The following is a 26059-nucleotide window of genomic DNA, read 5'->3' as shown; positions in this document are numbered from 1 at the left end:
TGGGGCAGAGAGACCTTGCCGTCATTGCCGAAGTTGGAGATGGTCTGTCCGGTGGTGGGCGACTGGATGAGCACGCCACCAGACCCCGACAGGGTGACTTGCGCGCAGGCGGCGCTGGCCGCCATCAGGGCGGCGGTGAAAAGGAGATGGGATTTCATGGTTGACATGGATGGATCAGCAAAAAAAGCGCGGAGGCCGTGTGGCTATCTAGCGGTCGGTGTGGTGGTGCCGCGTGGCGCCCGCAACCGGCGCCAACCCAGCAGGCCAGCCAATGTGGACAGCAGCAGTACGCTCCATTCGCCGAGCGAAGGCACCGCCACGGCACCCAGGGTGGGCGGGCGCGCGAACCAGCCTGGCGCGCTGCTGCCCCCCGGCCCGTTCTGGCCGGTGGGTGCCAGCCACTGGCCGCGCGAGGCATCGACGCCCGCCACGGTCACGGCGCCGATCTGCTGCGCGCCGCCGGGCAGCAGGGTGAGAAATGCCGTGCCGCCCTGGCCCTGCGGCGCCACATCGCCCAAGGTGAGCGTGCCACCCACCTGTTGCTCGCTGCCCGCTGCGAAGCGCAGCACCTGCCCGGCTTGCGCGGCACTCAGGTGGCTGAAGGTGGTGTTGCCCGTGATGTCGGTGGCCCCGCCGCTGCTGCAGCGCCCCACCACGGCCACAGTGCTGGCTGCGCCGGTGAAGCCACCCGGGCCGGCCGCGTTGTGCCAACCCGCGCCCAGTTCGATGCGCGCGCCCGCAGCGGCGATGGAGCCCGCCGCACCGATGCGCACCATGCCCACGCCGGTGAAAGTGGCGCCCGCCGCACTCAGCGGGCCGTTGACTTCCAAGTCGCCACAGGCGAGATCGATGGTGCCGTGGTACGCCCCGCCGCCCGCGCCCACGGTGAATGCCGCTGCCTGAGCGGCCGCCGCGCCCGCCAGCAGCAGCGCGGCCAGCGCGGCGCGCAAGGATCTGTTGAATTCATGCATGAAATCGTCCTCTGGCGCTTGTTGTGCAAGCACTTTCTGCTATCGAAAAAAATGCTTTCTGCGCGCTGCCAGCAGCGTCAGCGCCGCCACCAGCAGCGCCAGCGCCCAGGCCGACAGCGTGGGAATGGCGTGCGCGCCGTCGGCGGGCGCGGCGGCCAGCAGCACGGGCAGGCCGGGGTCGGTGATCTGGCCGGGCACGGTGTCGCTGTCGCCTGCGCCGCCGTCGGTGAGGGTGAAGGTCACGCCCAGGCCGTCGGGCGCGAACTGTGCGCCGGGCAGCGCATACCAGTGCGGCTGCGCGCAGGCGGCGGTGCCGCTGCAGCCCAGGCCTTCGGGGCTGGGGCCGTATTTGAGGTAGACGGCGCCGGGCGGTACGGGCTGCGTGTAGTTCACCGTCACGCGGGCGCTGGGCGTGCTGCCCGTGAGGGTGAGCGCAAGCGGCGTGAAGTCTGTGCGCGCACCCTCGGGCAGCGGCGCAGGCAGGCCGGGGGTGAATGCGGCGCGGTCGATCCGCCAGCCGGGGACTTGCACGGCGGCCTGGCCTGAACCCGCATCGGCCCAGGGGGCGCTGCACTGGCTGGTGTTGCCGCCATGCGTGCCTGCGCAAGACCAGGCCCACGCGCCGTTTGCTGCGTCCACGCTGCTCGCCTGGCCCGCGCTGCACAGGCCGGCTGTGGGCGTGGCGATGCGTGGCTGGCCTTGTGCGCTGCCACAGGCGCCGTCGGTGCGTGCCACGTAGGCGAGCAGGTCCGAGCGCGTCATTGTGCCGCCCGCGGTCGTGACGGCCACGGCCACGGGGCCTGCGGCGTGGGCAGGCGCGGTGGCGGTGATGCGCGTGTCGCTCTCCACCGTCAAGGCCGTTGCAGGCACACCGCCGAAGGTGACGGCGGTGGCGCTCGCCAGGCCGGTGCCAGTCAGGCTGACCTGCGTGCCGCCCGTGGCCAGCGCCTGGGCGGGGCTGATTGCGCCCAGAGTCGGAGCGCCCACGTAGCGCAGGGCGTTGTTCAGTGTGGCGTCGCCCGCCTGCGTGGTGACCTGCACGGCCACGCCGCCTGGCGGGAGGGCGGGTGCGACAGCGGTGATTTCGTCATCGCTCGCTGCCTGAAAGGCAATGGCAGGCGCCGTGCCGAACCACACCTGCGTGGCGGTCTTCAGGTGCTGGCCGCTGAGGGTAACGGACCCGCCGCTCAGGGGCATGAAGCCCGGGGCCGCGCGCAGCACCTGCGGCGCGCCCAGGTATTCGAAGGCGTCGGCCATGGTGGTGGTGCCACCGGCCGTCTCGACGGTGATAGGGACGATGCCCTGCTCTCCGACCGCGAAGGGCGAGGGCGGCGCCGTGGCCTGGATGATCGGAGTGCCCGCGAGCGGGTCGGACACCATGGCGAAGCTGGCTGCGGGCTGGCTGCCGAAGTGCACGGCCTTCACGTTGGCAAGATCGCTGCCGCTGATGCGCACCGGTGTGCCGCCCAGCCCGTAGGCAGGTTGAACGCCAGCCACGGTGGGCGCTTCCTGGAAGAGATAGGGTACGGAGTCCGTGCCGTAGGCGGTCTCCACCGTCACCATGGCACTGCCCGCTCGCGTGCCGGGCAGTTGCACTTGCAGGCGGGTGCCATCCTGCGGGTCTGGCGTGAACGCGGCGGGATTGCCGCGCACGCTCACTCCTGCCACACCGTGGAAGTGGTTGCCCGTCAACACCACGGTAGTGCCTCCGTCGGCCGGACCGATGCCCGGGTCGATGCCGCTGAGGGCGAAGGCGGGGTGGTCGGCGTAGGTGTAGCTGCCCGCATCGATGGCGCCGTAGGTGCCCTGTGCCGTGACGGGCACGCTGCCCATGCCCGGTGGGGCTGTGGCGATCAGTTGCGCGTTGTTCCGTCGGGTAAAAGAGGCCGTCACGCCACCGAATTGCACCGCGTCGATGTAATACAGATTGCGCCCGGTGATGATCACCTGCGTGCCCCCGGCCGTGGGCCCGGTGGGAGGTTGCAGTGCGCCGCCCGCGGGAGGGTAGGCCACCTCGACCTCCACGCGCATGCCGATGTTGGTGTGCCCTGTGCTCCAAGTGGCGCCGCCGTCCGAGCTGCGAATGCCGTTGGCGTACTGGCGGTTGTCGGCAATCACGTTGTAGCCCTGGGCGCCGGGCGCCACGCCCACCATCACCCACAGATAGGAATTTGCCTGGGCGTCGAGCCGCCCGGTGAAGATGGGGTAGCCCGCGCCGGGGTAGTCCGGAGTGAAGTTGGCGCAATGTGTGCCGGGCGCGTCCTGCTCGCCCTGGCACACGCGCATCAGCAACTGCGGATAGCCGTGGGACATGGCGACATTGAGCGTTACTTTCTTCACGCGGAAGTTCTCGTTGAGGAAAAAGCGATTGCCCCGCCACTCGTTGTTTTCCAGGGACTGCCCCGCCTCGTAGCGGAGGTCGTCATACAGCATGTACGCATACGCCGGCATCCAGGCCAGCGTGCACGACAGCGCCAGCACCAGTGCGGCCAGCGGGGAGAGGACACAGGTCATGGCAGTCGTGCCTTTCATGTATGCATCGGATCGGGTTGCGATTTGCTATCGCGCCACGCCGCCGTGCGCGCCCGCGCATTCCCAGGCGTACTGGCCGTTGGTGGACTGCACGCCGCTGGCGGTGCCCGTGGCGCAGAGGTTCGCGCTGGGCGCAGTAGCGGCGGGGACGCTGGCCGCCGCGCCGCAGGTGCCATCGACAGGCGCCAGGGTGAACTGCGCGCCGACGCTGCGCAGCCCGGTCACGTTGGCAAGCGCGCAGGCGCCGTTTCCGCTGCAACTGCCGGACCAGCTGGTGAATTGGTAGCCCGTATCCGGTGTGGCGGTGCAGTGGGCATCCTGGCCGTGGGGTACGGGGTTGGGCGTGCAGGTGACCGTGCCGTGCGTGGCGTTGGTGGCGATGGGGTAGGTGATGGGCGTGAAGGTGGCGGTGATAAGGCAGGTGTTGCTAATGGCCGCCGTGGTGAACTCGTCGCCCACCAGCGCGCCGCCACACCCGCTGGCCGACGCCGTGTAGCCCGGCGGGATGCTCAGGCGGAACGCTGCCGTCTGTCCGGCGGCCACCAAATGGCCCGACTCGATGGATCCGCCGCCGCTGGCCTCGGTATAGACGTTGTACCCGCGCGGTGCGCTGCACTGCGGCGAAGTGCCGCCGCCCGCTTGGCCCAGACATTGCCATGTGAAACGGTTCCAAGCAGTCGCCATGCCATCCAGCGCGCCTGGGTTGCACGCATTGGTGCCGCTGGGCGCGTATTGGATGGCGGCGTTGCCGTTGGCGCTGCCGCAGGTGCCTTGCACGACTTGCGGTGTGCCTTCCACGCGCATGCCAAAGGTGATGCTGCGGGAGGCATTCCAAGTGGCACCATCGTTAGTGGTCCAGCTCAGCCCGGTGAAATCGCTGTGGCTTTGCACGAAGACGGTGCTGCTCAGGGGTCTCGCGGAGCGGCTGCGCATCACCACCCATGCGGCGTTGCCCCAGCCGATGGTGCGGCTCCCGGAAAACGTGCGCCTGCCGGAGGTGGCCGCGTCGGGCGTGAAGTCGGCGCAAGCGCCGGTGTACGGCGTCTTGCTGTCGGCGGTGGTTTCGCACACCTGCACTTCAAAGCCGTTGAACGTCTCCACGACCATCTCCACGGTCTCGATACGCAAGGGTTTGGTGCCGATGGTGATGCGGTTGGCGAACCGGCGATCCGTATAGTACGGCGGGTACGCCTCGCCCCATGTCTGACTCAGGCTGGTGGCGTCGATGTTGTCAAACAGAACATCTGCGCAGGCAGGCGCGGCAGCAGCCGCCAGCAGCAGGGCGGCCATCCGAAGTGCAAAGGGCGTCATGGGCATGTGGGTGAAACTGCGGTCCACCCACCGGCACTGGGCATTAAAACCGCTGCCAGCGCTTGCTCTGCAAGCGCTGGCAGCTATCTTTTGGAAGCATCCGGCGCGGGTGGGTGTGTGCTGCGGCTATCTTGTTGCAGCCGCGCCCCGGCGGCTTGACTGTCCGTGTGCCCGGCGCTTGACTGGGCGTGTCAGAGGCCGTTCAGAAAGGCGCCCATCACGCCCATGATTTCAGTGCGGCGATGGGCCAGCGAGTCTGCGGACGTTTTTAGGAACCGCGCGGCAGGCGGTTCCGCCAGATGCGGCGCCGGCACCAGCGGCATGGCCCGCCGGGTGCCATGCTGGTCGGTCAGCGCGCTTTGCACGTCCAGCACGCAGGAAACAAAAAGGCGCGAATCGGGCTGCGAGTTGGCATCGAAACCAAACGGCGCCATTCAGGTCGGCCGCCATGCCGTCATACCACGGCCATGCGTTTCATGGCACGCGTTCTGGAACACTATGGCGCCGAGTCAGGCGGTTGCTTTTGCAGATTCAGACGTGCAGGCTCAAGAGCCAATCCGCATATTCCACCGATGCGGCCGTGGACTGCGCCAGCGGCGCCCTGCCGGCGGCGTGCGCCGCCTAGGCCATGGCGCGCACGTCGCTGGGAGTGTGGCCGAAGGCGGTGCGGAAGGCGCGGCTGAAGTGCGCTTCGCTGGCAAAGCCCAGGCGAGCGGCTACTTCGGCTACCCGTAAACGGAGGTATGCGGGGTTGGCCAGACACTGGAAGGCACGGTGCAGCCGGCGCTGCTGCACGTAGCGGGCCACCCCGCCCAGCGGCGCGAAGAGCTGGTAGAGCCGGTGGTGCGAGATGCCGAAGGCGCGGCAGAGCGCGTCGGGCGTGAGCGGCGCGCCCAGTTGGCTGGCGATGTGGCGTTGGATGCGTTCGAGCGTGACGGCCTCGACCTGCGAGCGCGCTTCGGCCAGCGTGCGCTGGCTGGGGCGCAGGCAGGCGGCCAGCATGTGAGTGGTGGCGCACACCACATCGTCGGCCTGGTCCATGCCGATCAGCGCACACACCAGGTCTCTGAATCGGTCGCTACGCTCGGTTGTACTGGGCAGCTTTCTTTGATTCGCTTCAGGTAGAGCAGTGCCGACCGCATTTCTAATACAAAAAACATCTCCCGAAGGCATTCCGCAGCAATATTGACGACGCGCGTCCAGTTCCACTTCCAGTTTCAACGCACTGTCTACGCTTTTTGGCAACATCTCTGCCTGTCTGGGGTTCGCATATAGCTGCCGCATGACTGCTCCGGTTGGCCGACGGCAACCGCTGCGAAGCCGACACCTGACGGCAAAGGTCGAACGGCTGCAGCGGGGTAGTGGATTCAACCGGCCAACCCAACACATCGTCAAACCTTCACCGGCTTGAGTCGCTTTAAAGCGCCCGAACTGGAATGCAGATGTCGCAGCAGAACTCCCCGGTCTCGGCATCCATTGCGGTGACCGCAGAAAACATCTCAAAGCAAGGCCGGTCGTCACATTGCATTCCGCTGGACGGCATCCATTCGCGCGTCAGCCACATCCAGGCATTGGCCAAGCCCTCGGGTTTTCCTTTGAACTTTGCCACGGCGTAACGGCCGCCCGGCAAGGCTTGGGTATCCACCTTGCCGCTGGCAACAAAATGCGCGGGGACTTCCACGCAGGCGTCATAGCGGCATTTGCTGGCGGGCGTGAGAGAGGGGTCGTCATAGCCTATGCCGTAGCACGTCTGATCGCTGAGGCCATTGGAGTGCATCCACGGTGCAATGGTGCCTCGCCAGAATTCGCCTATGGCTGGCCCATAGGGACCGATCAAGCGTTGATAGGCGACATGTGCTTTGGGTAGATCAATGATGCGTACGTCCATGGTGATTTTTTCCTTCAGGTGACAAGAGCCCTGAGGTTCGCCGAACGCGCGCAGGTCTTCCTGATGGAGATTGCCGAAGACCTGATCAGGATTGCTCTCCTGGCCGCCTGGCTGCTGCCCGATCGCAGCCGCCTGTGCTTTCAGCCGCTCAAGCGTCGTGGAGCGCCAGGCCGATGGCGTGCAGCCAAACTTGAGCTTGAAGGCGCGCGCAAATGCTTCGCCCGATTGGAAGCCGGTGGCCAAGGCGGTTTCAAGCACGGTTTCCTTGCTGCCGCAGGACAGCCGGAAAGCCGCCTTCTCAAGCCGTCGACGCTGCGCATAGCTGCCCAGCGTTTCTCCCATCCATGCGGCAAAAATTCGGTGAAAGTGGAAGCGCGAGAAATTGGCGATGTCGGCCAGATGTGCGCCGTCCAGAGGCTGATCCAGGTGGGCATCGATGTAGTTGAGCACGCGATTGATCCGTCGCGCGTACTCGGCGCGGGATGCCTGCTCGGAAGGCTTGTTCGTCATGGTCGTTGTTCTGGAAATCACCGTTCATGCGGCGATGGGGCCTGCCTGTCAGCAGGGGGCGGATGGAGACAACCAGCCGGCGCAGTTCTCGTCAGGCCGGCGCCTTCCCCTTCACCCACAACCCAAACTCCTTCATCACCCCCACCACCGGCTTGAGCCGCTCCCCATCCTGGGTCAATTCGTATTCCACCTTGATCGGCGCGGTGGGGTAGACCGTGCGCTTGACCAGGCCCGCTTCCTCCAGCGCGCGAAGATCCAGGGTGAGGGAGCGTTGGGATATGCCGGGCATGTCGCGGCGCAGGTCGTTGAAGCGCCGGGGGCCGTCGATGAGGTAGGAGGCGATGAGCAGCCTCCAGCGGCCGCCCAGCAGCCGCATGGCTTCTTCCACGGAGCAGCCTGAGATGTTGGATTTCATAGCACATCCATCATAGGCAGGCGGCAGGTATATTTTTTAACCTATGGGCAGTTTTATTGCCTTCTTCCAGATTTATCCCTGGTGCATAGCATTTGCGAGGGGCTGTGCCTGAACGCGCAGGCCCCTTGTTCCATCACCAGAGAAATTCCATGAAGCTGTACTACCTGCCGGGCGCCTGTTCGCTGGCGCCGCACATTGTCCTGAACGAGCTGGGGCTTGATTTCCAACTGGTCCGGGTGGACCACAAGACCCACCAGACGGAAGACGGCAGGGACTTTCGTGCGCTCAGCCCGTTCGGCTATGTCCCCCTGGTGGAGTTGGACGATGGCAGCCTGCTGCGGGAAGGGCCCGCCGTCCTGCAGTACCTGGCGGACCTGCGGCCTGCATCGCTTCTGGCGCCGGCCCAGGGCAGCCTGGAGCGCTATCGGCTGCTGGAGTGGCTGGCCTTTCTGAATTCGGAGATCCACAAAGGCTTCATCCCGCTGCTGTATGCGGTGGCGGCGGGAAAGTACGGCGTGGAAACGGCCAGGCCCAAGCTGGAGCAGCGGTATGCCTGGGTGAACGCGCAACTGGCCGGCAAGTGCTACCTGATGGGCGATGGCTTCACCGTGGCCGATGCCTACCTGTACGCGCTCACGCAGTGGGGGCAGGCGCCGTGGCTGGAGTCGGTCTACAAGACGAGCATTCGCTTTGATGGCCTGGAGCATCTTGCAGGATGGTACGCGCGGATGCGGGAGCGGCCTGCCGTGCGCAAGTCGCTGCAGGCGGAAGGGCTGCGATAGGGCTGCGATAGGGCTGCGATAGGGCTGCGATAGGGGTGCGATAGGGGTGCGATAGGGGGAGGGCACAGGGCAAGGCCCTTGCGCCGAGCGCCAGTTCAAGGGGCAGGGCTGGCACCATCCCCCAGCCCGCCCTCCAGCACCCGCAGCAGCAGGGACAGCTGCTGGTCCAGCGCGGCCAGTTCGGCGACGGGCATGGGCGCCAGCATGGCGCGCTCGTTGTCCAGATGTGCTTCCACAGCGCGGTCTATCAGCTCCAGCCCCTGGGCGGTGAGCTGCACCAGCATGCTGCGCGCGTCCTGCGGGTTGGGCAGGCGCTGCACCAGGCCGCGCGTCTCCAGACTTTTCATGCGGTGGGTCATGGTGCCCGAGGTGACCATGAGCGTGGAAAACAGGGCCGTGGGCGTGAGGCAGAACGGCGCGCCCGAGCGGCGCAGCGTGGCCAGCACGTCGAATTCCCACATGGTCATGCCGAAGCGGGCAAAGCACTCTTCCAACCGCTGCTCCAGCAGGGCGGCGCAGCGCTTGATGCGGCCTATGGGGCCCATGGGGCTGGCGTCCAGGTCGGGGCGTTCGCGCGCCCATTGTTCGAGGATGGTGTCTACCCGGTCTGGAAGGCGGGGGAGGGTGGGTTTCGGCATTTGTCTTGATTTTAAGATAAGTCATGCATAATGGATTTGTCTTGAATTGAAGATAAATGCCATGTCCTCCTCGCCATCCTCTTCCGCCTCACCCTCGGCCAGCCCCGCCATGTCCTGGCGTGACATCCTGCTGACCGCGCTGGCGCCCGCCATCTGGGGCTCCACCTACATCGTCACTTCCGAACTGCTGCCGCCAGACCGTCCGTTCACGGCTGCGCTGATCCGCGTGCTGCCGGCCGGGCTGCTGCTGGTGCTGTTCACGCGGCGGCTGCCCGTGGGCTCGGGCTGGTGGCGGCTGCTGGTGCTGGGCGGGCTGAACATCGGCGTGTTCCAGGCGCTGTTGTTTGTGGCGGCCTACCGGCTGCCGGGCGGGCTGGCGGCCGTGCTGGGTGCCGTGCAGCCGCTGCTGGTGATGGCGCTGGCCTGGGGCGTGGACGGGCGGGTTCCCGCGCGGCTGACGCTGTGGGCCGCCGTGGCCGGCATTGCGGGCATGGCAGTGCTGCTGCTGTCGCCGCAGACGGTGTTCGAGCCTGTGGGCATGGCGGCGGCGTTGGCGGGTGCGGTGTGCATGGCGGCCGGCACCTGGCTCACGCGGCGCTGGCGCGTGGACTTGCCGGTGCTGGCGCTGACGGGCTGGCAACTGCTGTTTGGCGGGCTGATGCTGCTGCCGCTGGCCTGGTGGGTGGATGCGCCGCTGCCTGCGCTGACTGCAACCGAGCTGGGCGCCTATGCCTACCTGTGTCTTGCCGGGGCGCTGCTGGCCTATGTGCTGTGGTTTCGCGGCATCGGGCGCCTGCCTTCGGTGGCCGTGTCGTCATTGGGCCTGCTGAGCCCGCTCACCGCCGTGGTCCTGGGCTGGGCGCTGCTGTCGCAGTCCATGACGGGCCTGTCCTTCCTGGGCCTGCTGGTGGTGCTGGCCAGCGTGCTGGCGGTGCAGTGGTCTGCCTCGCGCAGCACCTGAGCGGGGGAATGGTTGGCAAGGGGTTGCGGATTATTTATCATACGGTGTATGTTTAATTGGATGGAGAGATCGCCATGGCACCCGCAAAAGCCCTCAGCAATGCATTCGGCAAGGTCTTCATCGCCACTTCGGTGGATGGCTTCATTGCCCGGCCCGATGGTTCGCTGGACTGGCTGCCTGTTGGCGGCGATGGGGGCGAGGACTACGGCTACGCGGCCTTCATGAGGACGGTGGATGGCATCGTCATGGGCCGCTCCACCTATGAAAGCGTGCTCGGCTTCGAGTCCTGGCCGTTCGACAAGCCCGTGGTGGTGATGAGCCGCACGCTGGGCGCGGGCGATGTGCCTGCCCACCTGCGCGGCAAGTTGCGCATCACGTCCGCCCAGCCTGCCCAACTGGTGGCCGAACTGCGGGCCGAGGGCTGGGGCAGCGCCTATATCGACGGCGGCGCCGTGATCCGCGCCTTCCTGGCGGCGGGTGAGGTGGGCGAGATGACCATCACCCGCGTACCCGTGCTGATTGGCGCGGGGCGGCCGCTGTTTGGCGATATCGGCTGCGATCTGCGGTTGACGTGCCTGGCCTCCCAGGCCTATCCCAGCGGCATGGTCGGCACGCGCTACCGGGTGGAGGCGGGCGGCCGGGTCATGGCGCGCAACGGTGGTGGCGATGAGTGAGCCGGCTGTATCGGCTGTACCGGCTGTATCGGCTGCACAGGCCGCACGGCGCGGGCGCCCCTCGGCCGGGCGCTCGCTCAGCCGCGATCAGGTGCTGGACGCCGGGCTGGCCTTGCTGGAGGCCGTGGGCGCGCAGGGCTTTGGCCTGCGGCCGCTGGCGCGGCAGCTGGGCATTACGCCCATGTCGGTGATCCACCATGTGGGCGACCAGCAGGAATTGATGCGCAGCCTGGTGGAGCGCGTGCATGGCCTGCCGCTGGCCGAACCTCCGCCCGCGCTTGCGCCCGTGCAGCGCGTGCAGGCGCTGCTGGCGGGCTACATGGAGCGCGTGCGCCGCCATCCGGCGCTGACGGTCTGCATTCTGGGCGACCCGGCCCTGTTCACCGATTCGCTGGCCGCCTTCACGCAGCGGCTGCGCGGCGAGGTGCAGCAGTGCGAGCCCGGCGAAAACGAGGGCGATGCTGCCGTGCTGCTGGACCTGCTGATCGACTACACGCATGGACATGCGCTGGCGCTGGCCTTGTCGGGCGAGGGCGCGCAGGCCTTGCATGGCCGGTTCGAGCAGGGGCTGGCGAGGCTGTTGCGCTAGGCGCCGGCCTCCACGCGCAGGCCGGCCTGTTGCCAGCCGGTGAAGCCTGCCTCGAAGCGCCGCGCCTCCCGGCCGCTGGCGCGCAGCGCCGTGACGGCATTGGCCGAGAGCACGCAGTACTGGCCACCGCAATAGGCCACGATGTCCTTGTCGGGCGGCAGCGCGCCCAGCTCGCCTTCCAGCGCTTCCAGGGGAATGTTGACTGCCCCGGGCAGGTGGCCCTGGGCGAATTCCGCTGGCGGGCGCACGTCCAGCACGATGGTGTCGTCCATCTGCATGCGCTGCAGCAGCTCGTCCAGCGCAACGGCTTCCAGACGGTCACGCTGGCGCAGGCTGTCGGAGACCACGGCGCGGATCTCGGCGTGGCGGAATTGCAGATAGTCGTGCAGCGCATCGATGATGCCGGTGATTGGCCCGTCGCCCAGCCGGTACAGCACATGCTTGCCCTCGCGCCGTGTGAGCACCATGCCCGCGCGCTTGAGGTGCTGCAGGTGCTGGGAGGTGTTGGCCACGGACAGCCCGCACAGCTCGGCCAGGCGCTCCACGGGCTGCTCGCCTTCGGCCGCATGGCTCAGCAAGGTGAGGCGGTGGGCATGGCCCAGGGTGCGCGCCAGGTCGGCCAGGTCGGGGAAGGCCTCGATCGGTACAGGGCTGCTTGACGGATTCATGGGGGATAGCCTAGCATTGCGCAAACATTCAATCAATTAATTGAATGTATTGTTCATTGTGCATGCGGTGGCATCCAAGAAGGCCGCTGCAAACCTGCAAGAGAGTGAAAAGACATGCTGGATGTGCCGGAATTCCTGCTGCGCGCCGTGCTGACGGGCGCAGGCGCGACCTTGGTGATGGATGTGTGGGCGCTGCTGCTGCAGCGTCTGTGGGGCGTGCCTTCGCTGGACTACGCCATGGTGGGCCGCTGGCTGGGCCATCTGCCGCGCGGCCGTCTGGTGCATGCCGGTATCGGCCGGTCCGCGCCGGTGGCGGGTGAGAAGGCCCTGGGCTGGGTGGCGCACTATGCGATCGGCGTGGCCTTTGCGGCGGCCCTGCTGGCCCTGGCGGGTGAGGGCTGGGCCCGGGCGCCCACGCTGTGGCCGGCCCTGGCCTGGGGCGTGTTCACCGTGGCCGCACCCTTCCTGGCGCTGCAGCCGTGCATGGGGGCGGGGCTGTTTGCCCGCAAGACACCCAAGCCCGCCGTGGCGCGGCTGCGCAGCCTGATGGCGCACACGGTGTTCGGCCTGGGCCTGTTCATCGCGGCCTGGGCCGTCTCGCAACTGCGGGGCTGAGCGGATGCGCTGACCCGGTTCAGGCAAACAGCCTGTGCGCCATGAATTCGAGAAAGGCCCTGACCTTGGGCGAGAGGTCGCGGCCCGGGGGCCAGACCATCCAGACCGTGCCCTGGGCGTTGGCGGTGAACGGGTCGAGCACGGTCTGCAGCAGGCCCTGCTCCAGCTGGCGGGCCACGGTGAAGTCCGGCAGGCAGGCAATGCCCTGGCCGCGCAGCGCCAGGAAGATGCGCATCTCCACGCTGTTGCAAACCACGCTGGAGGGCAGCGCGGGCGGGGCGGTGTCGTCGTCATTTCCCAAGGGCCAGCGCTCCAGCCGGCCGGTGGCCGGATAGCGGTAGTGCAGGCATTGGTGGCGGGCCAGGTCGGCAGGTTGCGTCGGCCTGCCATGGCGCTGGAAATAGGCGGGCGAGCCCACCAGCACGCGCCGGAAGCCGCCCAGCCGCCGGTGCTTGAGGCCCGAGTCCTGCAGCGGCGCGGCGCGTATGGCCACGTCAAAGCCGTCGCCGATCACATCGACCAGATGGTCCGAGAAGTTCAGGTCCAGTTCGACCTCGGGGTACTCCAGCAGGAAGTCCGAGAGCGCCTGCTCGAACAAACCGCAGTGGCGTGGCAGGCTGACCTTGAGCCGGCCGTGCGGTCGCTCGCCCGCATGGCGCAGTTCCTGCTGGGCGGCCTCGACCTCGCAGAGGATGCGCCGGCAGCGCTCCAGAAAGCGTTCGCCCTCGGCCGTCAGTGCCAGCGTGCGCGTGCTGCGGTTGAACAGGCGCACGCCCAGGCGCTCCTCCAGCCGCGCCACGGCCTTGCCCACGGCCGAGGGCGACAGCCCCAGCTCGCGCGCCACGGCAGAGAAGCCCAGCCGCTCGGCCACGCGCACAAAGAGGCCGATGCTGCCCAGGCTGTCTATTTCCATGCGCTGTGTGAAGAGGTGTGTGAAGAAGATGATTTGAGACTCGGGTGTCTCAAGTATTCGGAAATGAAGATGGATTGTCTCAGATGAAGGAGGGCCTACGCTGGCGGTCGTTTCATGAAATGGCGCACAAACCATGTCTTCCCTCTCTCGCGGCAACCCCCTCAAATGGCTGCAACTGCTGGCCGTCTGCCTGACGGGGCTGCTGATTCCCCTGAGCTTCACGGGCCCGGCCGTGGCCCTGCCTTCCATCCATGCCGAGCTGGGCGGCACGCCCTCCCAGCTGGGCTGGATCATGAATGCCTACATCCTGAGCTACGGCAGCGCCATGATGGTGGCCGGCAGCCTGACCGACATCCATGGCCGGCGCCGCCTGTGGCTGCTGGGGCTGGCCTGGTTTGGCCTGCTGAGCTTTGGCGTGGGCCTGGCAACCGATCTGCGCTGGGCCGATGGGCTGCGCCTGCTGCAGGGGCTGGGCGGGGCGGTCGCCTTTGCGGCGGCCATGTCCTCGCTGGCGCCGCTGTTCGAGGGCGCGGCGCGCATGCGGGCCTTCAGCCTGCTGGGCACGACCTTTGGCCTGGGCCTGGCCTTCGGCCCCTGGGTGTCGGGCCTGATGGTGGACAGCCTGGGCTGGCGCTGGGTGTTCCATGGGACGGGGCTGGTGGCGCTGCTGGGCCTGCCCATGGTGATGGCCAGCGCGCGGCGCGATGAAGCCGCGTCTGCCGACCGGCCCGACTGGTTGGGCGCAGCCCTGTTCACCCTGGCCCTGGGCGGCTTCACCTACGGCGTGCTGATGGTGCCCGAGCGCGGCTGGCTCCATGCCGAGGTGCTGGGGCCGCTGGCGCTGTCCGCCGTGCTGTTCGTGGTCTTTGTGGCGGTGCAGCGGCGCGTGGCCCGTCCGTTGCTGGATCTGTCGCTGTTCTCGCAGCCGCGCTTTCTGGGCGTGCAGTTGCTGGCGGCGTCACCGGCGTTTCTGTTCATCTCTCTGGTGGTCATGCTGCCCGGGCGCTTCATTGGCGTGGAGGGGCTGAGCCCGCTGGCGGCGGGCCGCATGATGGGCTGGCTGGCGGCGCCCTTGCTGGTGGTGCCGCTGCTGGCGGCCCTGCTGGTGGGCCTGCTGTCGCGCTGGATCAGCCCGGGCCGGCTGTCGGCGGCCGGTCTGCTGCTGGCCGCGGCGGGCCTGTGGTGGCTGGCGGCTGCCTTCGGGCAAGGCGCCGGTCCGGCGTTGGCGCTGCCCTTGCTGCTGATAGGCACCGGCATTGGCCTGCCCTGGGGCCTGATGGACGGGCTGGCCGTGAGCACCGTGGCGCCAGACCGCGTGGGCATGGCCACGGGCATCTTCAACACCGTGCGCATCTCGGCGGACGGCGTGGCCCTGGCCGTGGCGGGCGCCGTGCTGGCGGTGCTGGTGGAGGGGAAGCTTGGCGGGCTGTCGCCCGATGCAGGCCTGCGGCGCGAGATGGCCGGGCAGCTGGCCCAGGCCGATCTGGCGCGCGCCGCCCAGGCGCTGCCGGGGCAGGACGGCTTGCTTGCGCAGGTGTACGGCGCGGCCTTCCACGATCTGTTGCTGCTGCTGGCGGGGCTGGCGGTGGTCACGGCGCTGGCCGTGCTGTGGCTGCTGGAGCACAAGGGCCGGGCCGTGTCTTCCCCGGAGCAACTGGCCCCGCTGGCCGGGCGCAGGCTCAGCTAGCAGGCTGCAACTGCACGCCCAGGCGCGAGAACAGGATCTGCCGGCCATCGCCCTGCAGGCGCTGTATCACCATGCCGCCATCGCGGTGCAGGTAGATGCGCAGGGCGCTGCCGTTGCCGGGGTCGTGGTCCAGGTGGCAGGGGTCCTTGTCCAGATCCCTCCAGCCGTGGAGTTCGACCAGCCGGCGGCCGGCGATGCGGCGCAGTTCGGTCTCGGGGGCCGCGAAATAGCTGTGGGTCTGAAGCCACAGCGTACGCAGCTGCTCGAAGGACTGTTCGCGCGAGGAACAGGCGGGCGCAGCCTCCAGCAGGGACAGCAGCATGTCCAGAAGCTGATCGAATGAATACTGCATGCCGCGCCCCTTTCAGCGATCGACGGTGCGCACTGCGCAACCTTGACCAGGGTAACCGGATATTGCGCGAATGTGAACAAAGCAAGACCGTGGTGGTTTGTCGCTATTGCCAGCCTGTGCCGACAGTGATTGGCGCGGGTGTTGCATGCAGTGCACCCGGCCAGGATGGCCGGACAATGGCCGGGCACATCCTGCGTGATGCCGACCTCTTTTGTTCCCGCCACCTGTTTCCCCACTTCTGCTGCCCATGGAACGCTTCACCATCTCCATCGACGACGACCTGGCCCGTAGTTTCGACGCCTGGATCGCCGCGCGCGGCTACGACAACCGCTCCGAGGCCATCCGCGACGTGCTGCGCGCCCACCTGGCCCAGGTGCGCGAGCGCGAGGACGCCGACGGCCTGTGCGTGGCCAACCTGTCCTATGTCTACAACCACCACGAGCGCGACCTGTCCGAGCGCCTGGCCAGCCTGCAGCATGACCACCACGAGCTGCACATGGCCACCACCCACGTGCACCTGGACCATGAGCAGTGCATCGAAACGGTGATGCTGCGCGGCCCGGCCAGCGCCGTGCGGCGTTTTGCCGACACCATCACGGCCGAGCGCGGCGTGCACCATGGCCAGCTCAACGTGGTGATGGCGCGCCGGGGGGAGCCTGGCGGGCATGAGCACGCGCAACCCGATCCGCATCCACATCCCCATTCACACGCCTACGGCGACTGATTGAAGCCAGGGCGGGCGCCTTGCCCAGCCTCTGTCACGCAGGTCGGTATGAAGTTTGCTTTTTTCTTCATACAACTCCTGGACCTGCATGACACATCCTCTGAAATTTCCTTCTCGGCCCTGCGCCTTGCACCAGATTGCGGCGGCCGGCCTGCTGGGCCTGGCCGCCATTCCCCAGGCTGGTGCACAGCAGGCGACGGATGCCGCGGCCAGCCTGCAGCCCGTCGAGGTCAAGGGCCAGACCGCGCGCGGCGCCTCGGCCGCCTACACCACCACGGTGATCGAGGCCGAGGACATCGCCAACGCCCATGCCAGCCATCCGCAGGAGCTGCTGCGCCAGGTGCCCGGCATGAATGTGCAGAACTACCAGCTGTCCGGCGTGGGTGACGCCATCGTCATGCGCGGCTTCGGCGGTGGGGGCCATGGCGGCGATGTGGGCGTAGTGCTGGACGGCATTCCCCTGAACGAGGCCATGTCGCATGCCGACGGCTATGTGGACCTGGGCGTGATCGTGCCGCTGGAGATGGAGCGTATCAGCATCTACAAGGGGCCGGTGTCGGCCCTGTACGGCAACTTCAACCGCGCGGGGCTGATGGCGATAGAGACGCGCAAGCAGGGCGACTACACCCCCTACCGCGAGGCCGACGTGAGCCTGTCCTCCCACGGCACGCTGGACGCTCAGGTGGCGCTGGGGCTGAAGCCGGGCGAGGGCGAGTTCCTGAACCTGGCGGCCCAGCACTACCGCACGGACGGTTTCCGCGCGCAGTCGCAAATGCAGCGCAGCACGGCATCCCTGCGTTGGAGCAAGCGGCTTACGCCGCAGCTGGAAGTGGCGCTGTCGGCACGGCTGCACCACGGCGAGGGCGATTCGCCGTCGTACCTGACGACGGGGCAGTTCGCGCGCGCTCCGCAAGGAATGGACCCGCGCGCCATGAACGATGGCACGCGCAAGAACTTCGCAACGCTTCGGGCCGATGTGCAGTACGCGCTTTCGCCCCGGCTGACCTGGCTGGGCCATGCCTACACCACGCAGCAGAGCTTCACGCGCTGGTTCAGCCGGCCCATCGACGCACTGCAGTGGCGCCAGCGCGAGGAAAGCTATGACCGCGCCGTCTACGGCGCCGGCACCAGCCTCAATGGCCGCCATGTCACGGCGCTGACCCCGCTCAACTGGGTGGCCGGGCTGGAGGCCGTGCGCGAATCCACCGACTACCAGTTCTACGACGGCCTGCAATGGCGCGAGCGCACGGGCGCGGCCATTGACGACCGCAATTCCAGGCTCGACACCCTCTCGGCCTTTGCCGAGGTGGATGCGCCCATCCACCGCCTGCTGCAGCTGTCCGCCGGCCTGCGCTGGGACCGCTTCACGGGCGGCTGCCGTCCCAATGGCCCCGAGACGGGCAGCGACCCCTGCGGCCCGCTGGCGCGCACGGCGCATGCCAGCCCCAAGCTGGGCCTGCGCTCGCAGGTGGCTCCGGGCCTGCTGCTGCGCGCCAGCTGGTCCGAAGGATTTGCGCTGGCCAGCGATTTCGCCAAGTACGCGCTGGGCGCCGCGCGGCTGGACCCCAATATCTTTCGCCAGACCGAAGTGGGCGCGCAGATCAAGCCCATGCCGGGCCTGGTGCTGGATGTGGCCGCCTATCGGCTGCAGTCCTCGGGCGAGATCCGCAACGTGGCGCCTGGCGTGTACGAGAACTTCGGCGCCACGCGCCGCACGGGCGTGGAGGCCAGCGTGCAGTGGGCGGTGCGCAGGAACCTGGACCTGCAACTGGCCTGGGGCAGCGCCCATTCGCGCGTGACCGAGAACGGCAACCCGGCCCTGGTCGGCAACCAGGTGGCCGGCGTGCCACGGCAGACCGCCACGGTGGGCCTGGCCTGGCGTCCGCTGGCGCAGTGGGAGGGCACGCTGACCTGGCGCCGCGTGGGCCGCTATGCCGTCACGGCCGACAACAGCGTGTTCTATGGCGGCTACGCCACCTGGGACCTGGGCCTGAGCTGGCGCCTGCCTTCGGCGCGCAGCCGCATCTACGCCGTGGTCTCCAACCTGGGGGACAAGGCCTATGCCACGTCGGCCTCGGTCATCCGCGGCGTGCCGCTGTTCGCGCCCGGCGCGCCGCGCACGCTCAAGGTCGGCGTGCAGACCCAGTTTTGAGGAGGAAAAAATGAAATCCAACCCCTGTTTCGTATCCGTCGCGTCCGCCGCATTCGCGGCCCTGCTGGCCTGCGCACCGCTGGCCCAGGCCCACAACGTCTGGCTGGAGCCCGATGCCGACGGCGCCTACACCGTGCAGTTCGGCGGCCATGAGGGCCAGCTGGAGAACTTTGCCGCTGGCAAGCTCAAGAGCGTTGAGGCCTATGACGCGCGCGGCCGCCGCATCGACGTGGCCGTGCAGCCCGTGCCCGGCGGCGCCCGCGCCACGCCGGCCCGCAAGGCAGCGCTGCTGGCCGCGCATTTCGACAATGGCTTTTTCAGCCGCGTGGGCGAGGGGCCGATGGTCGAAAAGCCCATGACCGAGAACCCCGGTGCCACCAGCGGCGTGCATGCGCTCAAGTTCCACAAGACCATCCTCGAATGGGGCCCCGTGGCGCGCGAGAAGCTGGGCCAGACCCTGGAGATCGTTGCCAGGACCCGCCGCTCGCCCCACGCGGGCGAGCCCCAGCAGTTCCAGGTGCTGCTGAACGGCCAGCCCCGGGCCGGCGTGCGCGTGTCGCTGGGAGAAAGCGGCCCGCCACTGGCAACCGATGCCGACGGCCTGGTGACCGTCACACCGCGTGCCGGCATGAACCAGCTGCTGGCCATCGTGCGCCTGCCCGTGGCAGGCGACGCGCGCACCACCAGCCTCAGCTACGAGTACCTGCTGGGGTTCTCGGCGCATTGAAAGGGGATGGCGGCGCGGCCCGGCGCGGCCCGGCGCTGCGGGGTCAGTCCAGCGCCAGGCGCCGGTCGGCGGCCAGCTTCTTCCACTTGGCGTTGTCCTGGGACATGAAATGCTGGATCTCGGGCAGGGACATGGGCGTGGCCACGGCCCCGGCGGCCTGCAGCGTGGGGCGCAGCTCGGGCGACTGTATGGCCTGGTTGATCCACTGATTGAGTTGGGCCAGCCGCTCGGGGGGCGTGCCGGAGGGCACGGCCACGGCATACCACTGGGTGGCCTCGTAGCCGGGCACGCCGGCCTCGCGCATGGTGGGCACGTCGGGCAGGCTGTCTATGCGCGTGGCGCTGGTCACGGCATAGGCCTTCAGCCGGCCCGACTGGATGTGCGGCAGCACGGGCGTCACGCCCAGCATGGCCAGGGGGATCTGCCCGCCCACCACATCGGTCACGGCCTGGCCGCCGCCCTTGTACGGCACATGCACCATGCTGGTGGCAGCCAGGGCGTTGAGCAGTTCGCCCGCCAGATGCTGGGAGGTGCCCGTGCCCGAACTGGCGTAGCTCCATTGGCCCGGTTTGGCTTTCATGGCGGCTACCAGTTCGCCCAGGCTGCCGGCCGCACCCGGGGCAGGGCCCACCAGCACCATGGCGCCCCGGGCCATCACGGCCACGGCGGTCAGCTCGCGCCCCACCTCGGGCTGGCGCGGCCCGGACAGCTGCGGTCCCGGAATGGAGACCAGGGTCAGGCCATCGGCAGGCGCCTTGGCCGCCGCCTGCAGGCTGATCGCGCCCGAGGCGCCCGGCCGGTTCTCCACCACCACGCTGACACCGGCCCTGGCCTCCAGTTGCCGGGCCACATGGCGGGTCAGCACGTCCAGGCTGCCGCCGGGCGCAAAGCCCACGATCCAGGTGATGGGCTTGCCCTGCGGCGCGTGCGCCGGGGGATCGGCCGCGCGGGCCGTGGGCAGTGCAAGGGCCAGCAGGGCTGCGGCGGCCAGGGGGCGCAGTGCATGGCGGCGGGTGGTCGGCAGGCGGCCGCTGGCCTGCGGGGCGGGTAGGGGTGCGCAGGTCATTGGTCGGGGGCGCCGGGCGCGGTGTTGGGGTGTGCCTTGCAGCTTTCGTTGAAGCGCTGGACCATGGTCAGCATGGGGTTGAGCACCCAGGTGTTGAAGATCAGCACGTCATGCTCCTCCTTGGGATCGCGCACGATGTTGAACAGGTAGGGGGACTCCAGCTTGCCCTTGCTCTCGTTGACCTCGGGCTCCCAGTAGAAATGCAGCTTCCAGTCGCGCCACTTCGCGGCCCGCAGCTGGTCCTTGATGTAGAAGAGAAAGCCCTCGCGCGCGGACCGGGGCTCGCCCAGCAGGAAGGCCGTCTGGTCCAGGCCGTCGATGGGCCGGTCCTGTGGCACGGCAGCGCCCGCCACCGCCGCCAGGGTGGAGAAGATGTCGGTCACGTGCATGATTTCATTGCTGGTGCGCCCGGCCTGGATGCGGCCCGGCCAGCGTGCGATGAAGGGCACGCGCAGGCTGCCCTCCATGGCCGTGTGGTAGGTGCCGCGCCAGGGGCCGGCCGTGCCGCGGTAGGGCTGGCGGAACTCGGGGCCGTTGTCGCTGCAGAAGATGAACAGCGTGTCCTCGCGCAGGCCGAGCCGGTCGATCTCGTCCGAGATCTGGCCCACGCGGTGGTCCATCTCCACCATGGAGTCGGCAAAGTCGCCCTGGCCGGTGCGGCCCGCGAAATCCGCATGAGGCAGCGTGGGAAAGTGCAGGTGCACCAGGGGCAGATACAGGAAGAAGCGGCGGTCCCGGGCGTGGTTGCGGCGCATGAAGTCCAGCGAGCGCTCCACCAGCTCGGCATCGATGTTGCGCCGCGATTCCAGGTCATAGACCTTGACATCGTCCGAGGGGCCGCCCGCGCGGCCTTCCATGATGTGGGGCAGGGGCGCCACCAGGGGGTCGTAGCCCGTGGTCGCGGTGAACTGGCTTTCGTCCGTGGTGCGCGGAATGCCGTACCACTCATCGAAACCCCGGTCCGAGGGATAACGGCCCGGAATGTCCCCCAGATGCCATTTGCCGAAATGCGCCGTGGCATATCCCTGGGTGGACAGCAGCTGGGCCAGCGTGGTCTCGCCACGCGTCAGGCCCTGGGGCAGCCCGGCCGGCACCGATTGCAGGGCACCCGTGCGGATGGGATGGCGCCCCGTCATCAGGGCCGAGCGCGTGGGCACGCAGTCGCTTTCCACATTGAAGTTCTGCAGCAGCAGTCCCTCGGAGGCCACCTGGTCGATGCGCGGAGTGGGCGCGCCGCGCAGCGCACCGCCGCCGTAGCAGCCCAGCTCGCCCCAGCCCAGGTTGTCCGCGACGATGAGCACGATGTTTGGTGGGTTCATGATGTGGCTCAAAAAGTTTCCATGCCAAAACTCTAGCCACAAGCCCTGTCTTGGTGATAACCAAACCAGCGAAAATCGATGAACATCTGGAATGGCTTTGCTCGGCAAGCCGGCAAGCTTTCTCGTTTTTCTTCGTTGACAAGGAATGGCATGACGGGATTTGCCTATAACGAGCTGGCCTGCTTTCTGGCCGTGGCCGAGCATGGCCATTTCGGGCGTGCGGCAGCTTCACTGCAACTGACCCAGCCGGCCGTCTCCAAGATCGTGCGCCGCGTGGAGCAGGGCGTGGGAGCGGCGCTGTTCACACGCGGAACGCATGGCGTGGCGCTGACCAGCAGCGGCCAGCTGTTCATGGAGCCCGCGCGCCAACTGGTGCTGCGGCATGAGGAGACAATGCGCGCCGCCAGCGACATCCAGGCCCAGCATGTGGGCCTGATCCGCCTGGGCTTCACGCAGGCCACCTCGGAAAGCCGCGCCACCCGGGCCGTGGCCGAGCTGCTGCGCCGCCGCCCCGGCCTGCGCGTGCGGCTGACCGTGGGCAAGTCCGACGACCTGGAGCGCGCCCTGCTCGACGGCAGCCTGGACCTGGCCGTGGTGCCGTCCTACCCGGGCCATGCCACGCGCTGCGCCCAGGTGGTCATCGGCGAGGACGAGCTATGGGCCGCCGCACGGCCGCGCCACCCGCTGTTCCAGCTGGCGCTGGAGCAGGGCCTGAGGTTCGGGCATTTGCAGGGCTACTCCTGGGCCTTGCCGGCTCCGGGCACCGCCGTGCGCAAGGTGGTGGCCGAGGCCTTCGCGGCCCAGGGGCTGGGCGTGCCCACCGTGGCCCTGGAGATCCAGCACAACACCGAAGCCGCCATCGACATCGTGGGCCAGACCGACCTGCTGTGCTACGTGCCCAGCCATGTGCTGCGCAGCAACCCCGAGCGCCTGCAGTCCCTGCCCCTGCCCGAGCTGCGCACGCGCCGCAGCTGGCTGCTCATCAGCCACCCCAAGGCCCATTGGTCGCCGCTGATGTCCGCGTTGCGGGACCTGACGCTGGGGTAGCGGCCCTTCTGGCAGGGTAGGTGCCAGCCGGCCTCAAGTGCTCAGGGTGTCTCGCGTTCAGGCGGAGATGGGGTTGGAGCCGGCCCCCAGGTGCCGGGCCGGCCGGTGCGTGTAGCGGTCCAGGGCCAGACCGTCGGTGCTGATTTCCGGGCTGCGGCCGGTGATCAGGTCGGCGATCAGCCGGCCCGAGCCGCAGGCCATGGTCCAGCCCAGCGTGCCGTGGCCGGTGTTCAGGAAGAGGTTGGCATAGCGCGTGGCGCCGATGATGGGTGTGCCGTCCGGCGTCATGGGCCGCAGCCCGGTCCAGAAGCTGGCGCGCGCCACGTCGCCGCCCGGGAACAGGTCGTTGACCACCAGTTCCAGCGTGGCGCGGCGGCGCGGATCCAGGCGCAGGTCGAAGCCGCCCAGCTCGGCCATGCCGCCCACGCGGATGCGGTCGTCAAAGCGGGTGACGGCAATCTTGTAGGTCTCGTCCAGCACCGTGGACTGCGGCGCCAGCGCCGGGTTGCCCAGCGGCACGGTGAGCGAATAGCCCTTGACGGGGTAGACGGGCAGGTCCAGCCCCAGCGGCTCCAGCGCCTGGCGCGAATAGCTGCCGAAGGCCATCACATAGCGGTCGGCGGTCAGCAGCTCGCCATTGACGCGCACGCCGGCAATGCGGCCGCCTTCGACCACCAGGCCATCCACATTCTGGTTGAAGCGCAACTCCACGCCCAGCCCGCTGGCGACGCGGGCCAGCTCGTTGGTGAAGCGGTGGCAGTCGCCGGTCTCATCCTTGGGCAGGCGCAGGCCGCCCGTCAGCCGGTCGCGCGCCTGGGCCAGGGCGGGTTCCACCTGGGCCAGCTGGTCGCGGTCCAGCAGCTCGAAAGGCACGGCGCATTCGCGCAGCACGGCCACATCGCGCTCCACGGCGTCCAACTGGGCCTGGGTGCGGAACAGTTGCAAGGTGCCGCCGGTGCGCTGCTCGTAGGCGATGCCCGTGTCGGCGCGCAACTGCTGCAGGCAGCTGCGGCTGTACTCGGCCACGCGCATCATGCGTTCCTTGTTGACGGCGTAGCGCTGGGCCGAGCAGTTGCGCAGCATCTGCGCCATCCAGCGCAGCTGGAACAGGCTGCCGTCCAGGCGCACGGCCAGCGGCGCGTGTTCCTGCAGCATCCACTTCAGGGCCTTGAGCGGAATGCCGGGCGCCGCCCAGGGCGTGGAGTAGCCGGGCGAGACCTGGCCCGCGTTGGCAAAGCTGGTTTCGGACGCGGGCGCATCCTGCCGGTCCAGCACCGTGACCTCGGCACCGGCCCGCGCCAGGTAGTACGCACTGGTCACGCCGATGACACCGCCGCCAAGAACAAGGACTTTCATGGGATTCACCGCCAAGTCAACAAGATGAAATCAAAGTCTATTGACGATGAGGCAGTGGAAATCACTGAAATATTGCTACTCTCCAGTGATTGATAAGACCCAGGAGTCGCCGCCATGGCCGCCAAAAGTGAAAACCGCGTGCTTGACCGCACCGATCGCAAGATCCTCGACATCCTGCAGCGCGACGGCCGCATCTCCATGACCGAGCTGGCCGAGCAGGTCAGCCTCTCGGCCACGCCCTGCTCGGAGCGCGTGCGCCGCCTGGAGCGCGATGGCGTGATCACGGGCTACCACGCCCACCTCTCGCCCGAGGCGCTGGGCAAGACGCTGCTGGTGTTCGTGGAGATCAAGCTCTCGTCCAAGTCGGGCGAGGTCTTCGACAAGGTGCGCCAGGAACTGCTGCACGTGCCCGACGTGCTGGAGTGCTTCCTGGTCTCGGGCAGCTTCGACTACCTGGTCAAGGCCCGCCTGGGCGGCATGCGCGAATACCGCCGCCTGCTGGGCGACATCCTCAAGAAACTGCCCGTGCCGGCCGAGTCGCACAGCTATGTGGTGATGGAAGAGGTCAAGGAGACGCTGGCGCTGCCTGTGGATCGGTGAGGGTGCCGTCCTCGGCGTTCCAGGTTCGCATCTACCGCCATTCATCACTGTCATTTACTGTTTGAAACGTTTGTCACAATAGATTCGATTCAAATTGGGTATTGTGCATTCCAATCAAAAAATATATTAGGGGTAGATGGGGTGTTATGCAGTTCGGCATTCATCTGCGTTCTCCGTTGAAAAGTAGGCAGGACGACAGCCTGGAGTTCAATTCCAATGGCGGGATTGCAAATATTTGTCATTGGATGGTGGCTGTAGGGGATTGGTGATTTTTAAAGTTCAATACCGGTGATACCTTGATAGCGTAAATCTATTTATCACTGGGAGTTCTATGAAAAATCACGCCCTCATGGCTGCCTTGATGGCCGGCGCAGCACTCTCGCCCTGCCCCCCCGCCAGCGCCCAAGCGACGCGTTATTACGGGGAGATGAGAACCGCCTACTCGGATTTCCAGGATCGCACGGCGTGTCCCCTGGGGTCTCACGGCTCATGCCAGGATTTTCCGAGGACCGCCCGCCTGGCCGGCTGGTTTGAAACGGCCGCACCCTTGCAGCCCGACCTGGACGAGAGCGAAATAAGGGCGCTGGTCACTTCCTATAGTTTCTCGGACGGATTGAACACCTACAGCAGTTCCGATCCGGATGTGCGCGCATTCATATTCAGGGTTTCCACGGACAGTGGGTCCAATATCGTGAAAAACAGAATCCACCTTCAACGCTGGCTGACGGGAAACAATCCGCACCGCTCCATCAATGAAATGGGCCCGGGTGGATCTCCCAATGATGTGGATATGCTCAGCCGGTTTGAAATGGCCACAGAACAGGTGGGTGCCATGAACAACGCGATGTGCGCTTCCTTGTTCTCGGAAACATCCCTGCAGGTCAGTTATTCGGGTGAGAGCGACACCTGTCTGGGGACCTATGAGGTGCCAGACAACGGCGTGTCCGTTGCGTGGACCGGGGCGCCCGTGCAAAACCAGAACGTCATGTCCTGGCACAGGGAGGCCGTGCATCCTGCCCTGTCGTTGACCCACAGCATCTCGCCCGCAGGCCAGGTGCAGGCGGGGCAGGAGGTGCGCTACACCATCACCGTCAGGAATACGGGGACCGTGGCCGCCACCCAGGCGCAGATTGCCGACAGCCTGCCTGCCGGACTGGAGCGCGCCACCTGGATCTGTACGCCCGGCGCCAGCACGCCATGTCCCGTGGCGTCAGGCTCCGGATCGCTGGCAGTCACGGTGCCCGTGTTCGCGGCAGGAGACTCGCTGGTTTTCACCGTGATGGCCAGCGTGGCCAACCCGGCGCCCGCAACCATTACCAATGTGGCCACCGTGGATGCCGGGGACCCGTCGGTGCAGTGCATGCAGGCAGGGCAGGTCGTGGGAACGGTGCCGTGCATGGCTTCCGCGTCCATCAATACGGTGGCGGCTTTCCCCGGCGGTGGACAGGTGACCCCCGTGCCGACGCTGCAGCACACAGCCCTTGCGGTCCTGAGCCTGCTGGCTGCAGCCATCGGATGGATGGGGCTGGGGCGGCGCCAGCGGATCGGCGCGGGCCGCTGAC

At 67.7% G+C, this 26059-nt stretch carries 26 protein-coding genes; 12 read left to right on the top strand and 14 right to left on the bottom strand.

What is annotated here, in order from left to right:
* Positions 1–203: 203 nt before the first annotated feature.
* The 7 genes from ACFPFG_RS04460 to ACFPFG_RS04430 form a co-directional block, all read right to left on the bottom strand.
* On the bottom strand, positions 204–971 hold the full coding sequence (locus ACFPFG_RS04460) for an IPTL-CTERM sorting domain-containing protein (protein ID WP_183019302.1): 768 nt from the start codon (positions 969–971) through the stop codon (positions 204–206).
* Between the two features lie 39 nt (positions 972–1010).
* Complete coding sequence (locus ACFPFG_RS04455) at positions 1011–3485, bottom strand: IPTL-CTERM sorting domain-containing protein (protein ID WP_380105259.1); 2475 nt, start codon at positions 3483–3485, stop codon at positions 1011–1013.
* Positions 3486–3530: 45 nt separating this feature from the next.
* A complete protein-coding gene (locus ACFPFG_RS04450; RefSeq protein ID WP_380105257.1) occupies positions 3531–4820 on the bottom strand; it encodes an InlB B-repeat-containing protein in 1290 nt (429 codons plus the stop codon).
* A gap of 185 nt (positions 4821–5005) precedes the next feature.
* Positions 5006–5248 carry a hypothetical protein gene (locus tag ACFPFG_RS04445; RefSeq protein ID WP_197956642.1) on the bottom strand — a complete coding sequence of 81 codons (243 nt, stop codon included), beginning with the start codon at positions 5246–5248 and terminating at the stop codon, positions 5006–5008.
* Between the two features lie 187 nt (positions 5249–5435).
* The gene (locus ACFPFG_RS04440) at positions 5436–5873 is read right to left on the bottom strand and encodes a helix-turn-helix domain-containing protein (RefSeq protein ID WP_374618126.1); all 438 of its coding nucleotides are present in this window, start codon (positions 5871–5873) and stop codon (positions 5436–5438) included.
* Positions 5874–6231: 358 nt separating this feature from the next.
* Positions 6232–7212 carry an AraC family transcriptional regulator gene (locus ACFPFG_RS04435; protein ID WP_197956641.1) on the bottom strand — a complete coding sequence of 327 codons (981 nt, stop codon included), beginning with the start codon at positions 7210–7212 and terminating at the stop codon, positions 6232–6234.
* A gap of 91 nt (positions 7213–7303) precedes the next feature.
* Entirely contained in the window at positions 7304–7627 is a 324-nt protein-coding gene (locus tag ACFPFG_RS04430; protein ID WP_013802924.1) for a winged helix-turn-helix transcriptional regulator, read from the bottom strand.
* Positions 7628–7776: 149 nt separating this feature from the next.
* Here ACFPFG_RS04430 and gstA point away from each other — a divergent pair, with 149 nt between their 5' ends.
* Positions 7777–8409, top strand: a complete 633-nt coding sequence (gene gstA, locus ACFPFG_RS04425) for a glutathione transferase GstA (protein WP_183019307.1) — start codon at positions 7777–7779, stop codon at positions 8407–8409.
* 95 nt (positions 8410–8504) lie between these two features.
* Here the strand turns inward: gstA and ACFPFG_RS04420 are convergent, their stop codons facing one another.
* Positions 8505–9047, bottom strand: a complete 543-nt coding sequence (locus ACFPFG_RS04420) for a MarR family winged helix-turn-helix transcriptional regulator (protein WP_380105254.1) — start codon at positions 9045–9047, stop codon at positions 8505–8507.
* A 109-nt stretch (positions 9048–9156) separates the two neighbouring features.
* Between ACFPFG_RS04420 and ACFPFG_RS04415 the strand changes: the two genes are divergently transcribed.
* The 3 genes from ACFPFG_RS04415 (at position 9157) to ACFPFG_RS04405 (ending at position 11271) form a co-directional block, all read left to right on the top strand.
* Positions 9157–10008, top strand: a complete 852-nt coding sequence (locus ACFPFG_RS04415) for an EamA family transporter (RefSeq protein ID WP_380110229.1) — start codon at positions 9157–9159, stop codon at positions 10006–10008.
* A gap of 74 nt (positions 10009–10082) precedes the next feature.
* Positions 10083–10682 (top strand): dihydrofolate reductase family protein, encoded by a 600-nt coding sequence (locus tag ACFPFG_RS04410; RefSeq protein WP_380105252.1) that lies wholly within the window; start codon positions 10083–10085, stop codon positions 10680–10682.
* Complete coding sequence (locus ACFPFG_RS04405) at positions 10675–11271, top strand: TetR/AcrR family transcriptional regulator (protein ID WP_380105250.1); 597 nt, start codon at positions 10675–10677, stop codon at positions 11269–11271. Before ACFPFG_RS04410 ends, ACFPFG_RS04405 begins: the two co-directional genes overlap by 8 nt.
* Here ACFPFG_RS04405 and ACFPFG_RS04400 read toward each other — a convergent pair.
* A complete protein-coding gene (locus ACFPFG_RS04400; protein ID WP_063326451.1) occupies positions 11268–11939 on the bottom strand; it encodes an ArsR/SmtB family transcription factor in 672 nt (223 codons plus the stop codon). The genes ACFPFG_RS04405 and ACFPFG_RS04400 overlap by 4 nt on opposite strands.
* 114 nt (positions 11940–12053) lie before the next feature.
* On the opposite strand from ACFPFG_RS04400, the gene ACFPFG_RS04395 reads away from it, so the two are divergent.
* Positions 12054–12554: a DUF2938 domain-containing protein gene (locus ACFPFG_RS04395; RefSeq protein WP_013802911.1), complete on the top strand. Its 501-nt coding sequence runs from the start codon at positions 12054–12056 to the stop codon at positions 12552–12554.
* 19 nt (positions 12555–12573) lie between these two features.
* Here the strand turns inward: ACFPFG_RS04395 and ACFPFG_RS04390 are convergent, their stop codons facing one another.
* Entirely contained in the window at positions 12574–13461 is an 888-nt protein-coding gene (locus tag ACFPFG_RS04390; protein ID WP_310889392.1) for a LysR family transcriptional regulator, read from the bottom strand.
* Positions 13462–13600: 139 nt separating this feature from the next.
* On the opposite strand from ACFPFG_RS04390, the gene ACFPFG_RS04385 reads away from it, so the two are divergent.
* A complete protein-coding gene (locus tag ACFPFG_RS04385; protein WP_374618131.1) occupies positions 13601–15154 on the top strand; it encodes an MFS transporter in 1554 nt (517 codons plus the stop codon).
* On the opposite strand, the gene ACFPFG_RS04380 is transcribed toward ACFPFG_RS04385, so the two are convergent.
* A complete protein-coding gene (locus tag ACFPFG_RS04380) occupies positions 15147–15506 on the bottom strand; it encodes a hypothetical protein (RefSeq protein ID WP_183019313.1) in 360 nt (119 codons plus the stop codon). The genes ACFPFG_RS04385 and ACFPFG_RS04380 overlap by 8 nt on opposite strands.
* 247 nt (positions 15507–15753) lie before the next feature.
* Here ACFPFG_RS04380 and nikR point away from each other — a divergent pair, with 247 nt between their 5' ends.
* The 3 genes from nikR to ACFPFG_RS04365 all read left to right on the top strand — a co-directional run bounded on the left by nikR (position 15754) and on the right by ACFPFG_RS04365 (position 19109).
* Complete coding sequence (gene nikR, locus ACFPFG_RS04375; RefSeq protein ID WP_380105246.1) at positions 15754–16230, top strand: nickel-responsive transcriptional regulator NikR; 477 nt, start codon at positions 15754–15756, stop codon at positions 16228–16230.
* Between the two features lie 127 nt (positions 16231–16357).
* A complete protein-coding gene (locus tag ACFPFG_RS04370) occupies positions 16358–18382 on the top strand; it encodes a TonB-dependent receptor (RefSeq protein WP_380105245.1) in 2025 nt (674 codons plus the stop codon).
* Positions 18383–18392: 10 nt separating this feature from the next.
* Positions 18393–19109, top strand: coding sequence for a DUF4198 domain-containing protein (locus ACFPFG_RS04365; RefSeq protein ID WP_380105243.1), 717 nt, complete (start codon positions 18393–18395; stop codon positions 19107–19109).
* Between the two features lie 43 nt (positions 19110–19152).
* Here ACFPFG_RS04365 and ACFPFG_RS04360 read toward each other — a convergent pair whose 3' ends face one another.
* Together ACFPFG_RS04360 and ACFPFG_RS04355 are read right to left on the bottom strand one after the other, a co-directional pair.
* Entirely contained in the window at positions 19153–20175 is a 1023-nt protein-coding gene (locus ACFPFG_RS04360) for a tripartite tricarboxylate transporter substrate binding protein (protein ID WP_380105241.1), read from the bottom strand.
* Positions 20172–21494 carry an arylsulfatase gene (locus ACFPFG_RS04355; RefSeq protein WP_197956624.1) on the bottom strand — a complete coding sequence of 441 codons (1323 nt, stop codon included), beginning with the start codon at positions 21492–21494 and terminating at the stop codon, positions 20172–20174. The genes ACFPFG_RS04360 and ACFPFG_RS04355 overlap by 4 nt, the downstream gene beginning before the upstream one ends.
* A gap of 150 nt (positions 21495–21644) precedes the next feature.
* Between ACFPFG_RS04355 and ACFPFG_RS04350 the strand changes: the two genes are divergently transcribed.
* Positions 21645–22541 (top strand): LysR family transcriptional regulator, encoded by an 897-nt coding sequence (locus tag ACFPFG_RS04350; RefSeq protein WP_197956623.1) that lies wholly within the window; start codon positions 21645–21647, stop codon positions 22539–22541.
* A 57-nt stretch (positions 22542–22598) separates the two neighbouring features.
* Here the strand turns inward: ACFPFG_RS04350 and ACFPFG_RS04345 are convergent, their stop codons facing one another.
* Positions 22599–23897: a D-amino acid dehydrogenase gene (locus ACFPFG_RS04345; protein ID WP_197956622.1), complete on the bottom strand. Its 1299-nt coding sequence runs from the start codon at positions 23895–23897 to the stop codon at positions 22599–22601.
* A gap of 114 nt (positions 23898–24011) precedes the next feature.
* Here ACFPFG_RS04345 and ACFPFG_RS04340 point away from each other — a divergent pair, with 114 nt between their 5' ends.
* Entirely contained in the window at positions 24012–24497 is a 486-nt protein-coding gene (locus ACFPFG_RS04340; RefSeq protein WP_012204957.1) for a winged helix-turn-helix transcriptional regulator, read from the top strand.
* A gap of 547 nt (positions 24498–25044) precedes the next feature.
* Positions 25045–26058 (top strand): DUF11 domain-containing protein, encoded by a 1014-nt coding sequence (locus tag ACFPFG_RS04335; RefSeq protein ID WP_380105238.1) that lies wholly within the window; start codon positions 25045–25047, stop codon positions 26056–26058.
* The last annotated feature ends 1 nt before the right edge of the window (position 26059 follow it).

It is taken from the genome of Delftia deserti, assembly GCF_042653485.1.
In the GTDB taxonomy this organism is placed as follows: domain Bacteria; phylum Pseudomonadota; class Gammaproteobacteria; order Burkholderiales; family Burkholderiaceae_C; genus Comamonas; species Comamonas acidovorans.
The sequence above is the reverse complement of the archived record's forward strand: the minus strand, read 5'-3'. Positions and strand labels throughout refer to the sequence as shown.

Bases quoted from the DNA above. Each gene is read 5' to 3' on its own strand.
- ACFPFG_RS04460 (WP_183019302.1), bottom strand. From the start codon at position 971: ATGCATGAATTCAACAGATCCTTGCGCGCCGCGCTGGCCGCGCTGCTG.
- ACFPFG_RS04455 (WP_380105259.1), bottom strand. From the start codon at position 3,485: ATGACCTGTGTCCTCTCCCCGCTGGCCGCACTGGTGCTGGCGCTGTCG.
- ACFPFG_RS04450 (WP_380105257.1), bottom strand. From the start codon at position 4,820: ATGCCCATGACGCCCTTTGCACTTCGGATGGCCGCCCTGCTGCTGGCG.
- ACFPFG_RS04445 (WP_197956642.1), bottom strand. From the start codon at position 5,248: ATGGCGCCGTTTGGTTTCGATGCCAACTCGCAGCCCGATTCGCGCCTT.
- ACFPFG_RS04435 (WP_197956641.1), bottom strand. From the start codon at position 7,212: ATGACGAACAAGCCTTCCGAGCAGGCATCCCGCGCCGAGTACGCGCGA.
- ACFPFG_RS04430 (WP_013802924.1), bottom strand. From the start codon at position 7,627: ATGAAATCCAACATCTCAGGCTGCTCCGTGGAAGAAGCCATGCGGCTG.
- gstA (WP_183019307.1), top strand. From the start codon at position 7,777: ATGAAGCTGTACTACCTGCCGGGCGCCTGTTCGCTGGCGCCGCACATT.
- ACFPFG_RS04420 (WP_380105254.1), bottom strand. From the start codon at position 9,047: ATGCCGAAACCCACCCTCCCCCGCCTTCCAGACCGGGTAGACACCATC.
- ACFPFG_RS04415 (WP_380110229.1), top strand. From the start codon at position 9,157: ATGTCCTGGCGTGACATCCTGCTGACCGCGCTGGCGCCCGCCATCTGG.
- ACFPFG_RS04410 (WP_380105252.1), top strand. From the start codon at position 10,083: ATGGCACCCGCAAAAGCCCTCAGCAATGCATTCGGCAAGGTCTTCATC.
- ACFPFG_RS04405 (WP_380105250.1), top strand. From the start codon at position 10,675: ATGAGTGAGCCGGCTGTATCGGCTGTACCGGCTGTATCGGCTGCACAG.
- ACFPFG_RS04400 (WP_063326451.1), bottom strand. From the start codon at position 11,939: ATGAATCCGTCAAGCAGCCCTGTACCGATCGAGGCCTTCCCCGACCTG.
- ACFPFG_RS04395 (WP_013802911.1), top strand. From the start codon at position 12,054: ATGCTGGATGTGCCGGAATTCCTGCTGCGCGCCGTGCTGACGGGCGCA.
- ACFPFG_RS04385 (WP_374618131.1), top strand. From the start codon at position 13,601: ATGTCTTCCCTCTCTCGCGGCAACCCCCTCAAATGGCTGCAACTGCTG.
- ACFPFG_RS04380 (WP_183019313.1), bottom strand. From the start codon at position 15,506: ATGCAGTATTCATTCGATCAGCTTCTGGACATGCTGCTGTCCCTGCTG.
- nikR (WP_380105246.1), top strand. From the start codon at position 15,754: ATGGAACGCTTCACCATCTCCATCGACGACGACCTGGCCCGTAGTTTC.
- ACFPFG_RS04365 (WP_380105243.1), top strand. From the start codon at position 18,393: ATGAAATCCAACCCCTGTTTCGTATCCGTCGCGTCCGCCGCATTCGCG.
- ACFPFG_RS04360 (WP_380105241.1), bottom strand. From the start codon at position 20,175: ATGACCTGCGCACCCCTACCCGCCCCGCAGGCCAGCGGCCGCCTGCCG.
- ACFPFG_RS04355 (WP_197956624.1), bottom strand. From the start codon at position 21,494: ATGAACCCACCAAACATCGTGCTCATCGTCGCGGACAACCTGGGCTGG.
- ACFPFG_RS04350 (WP_197956623.1), top strand. From the start codon at position 21,645: ATGACGGGATTTGCCTATAACGAGCTGGCCTGCTTTCTGGCCGTGGCC.
- ACFPFG_RS04345 (WP_197956622.1), bottom strand. From the start codon at position 23,897: ATGAAAGTCCTTGTTCTTGGCGGCGGTGTCATCGGCGTGACCAGTGCG.
- ACFPFG_RS04340 (WP_012204957.1), top strand. From the start codon at position 24,012: ATGGCCGCCAAAAGTGAAAACCGCGTGCTTGACCGCACCGATCGCAAG.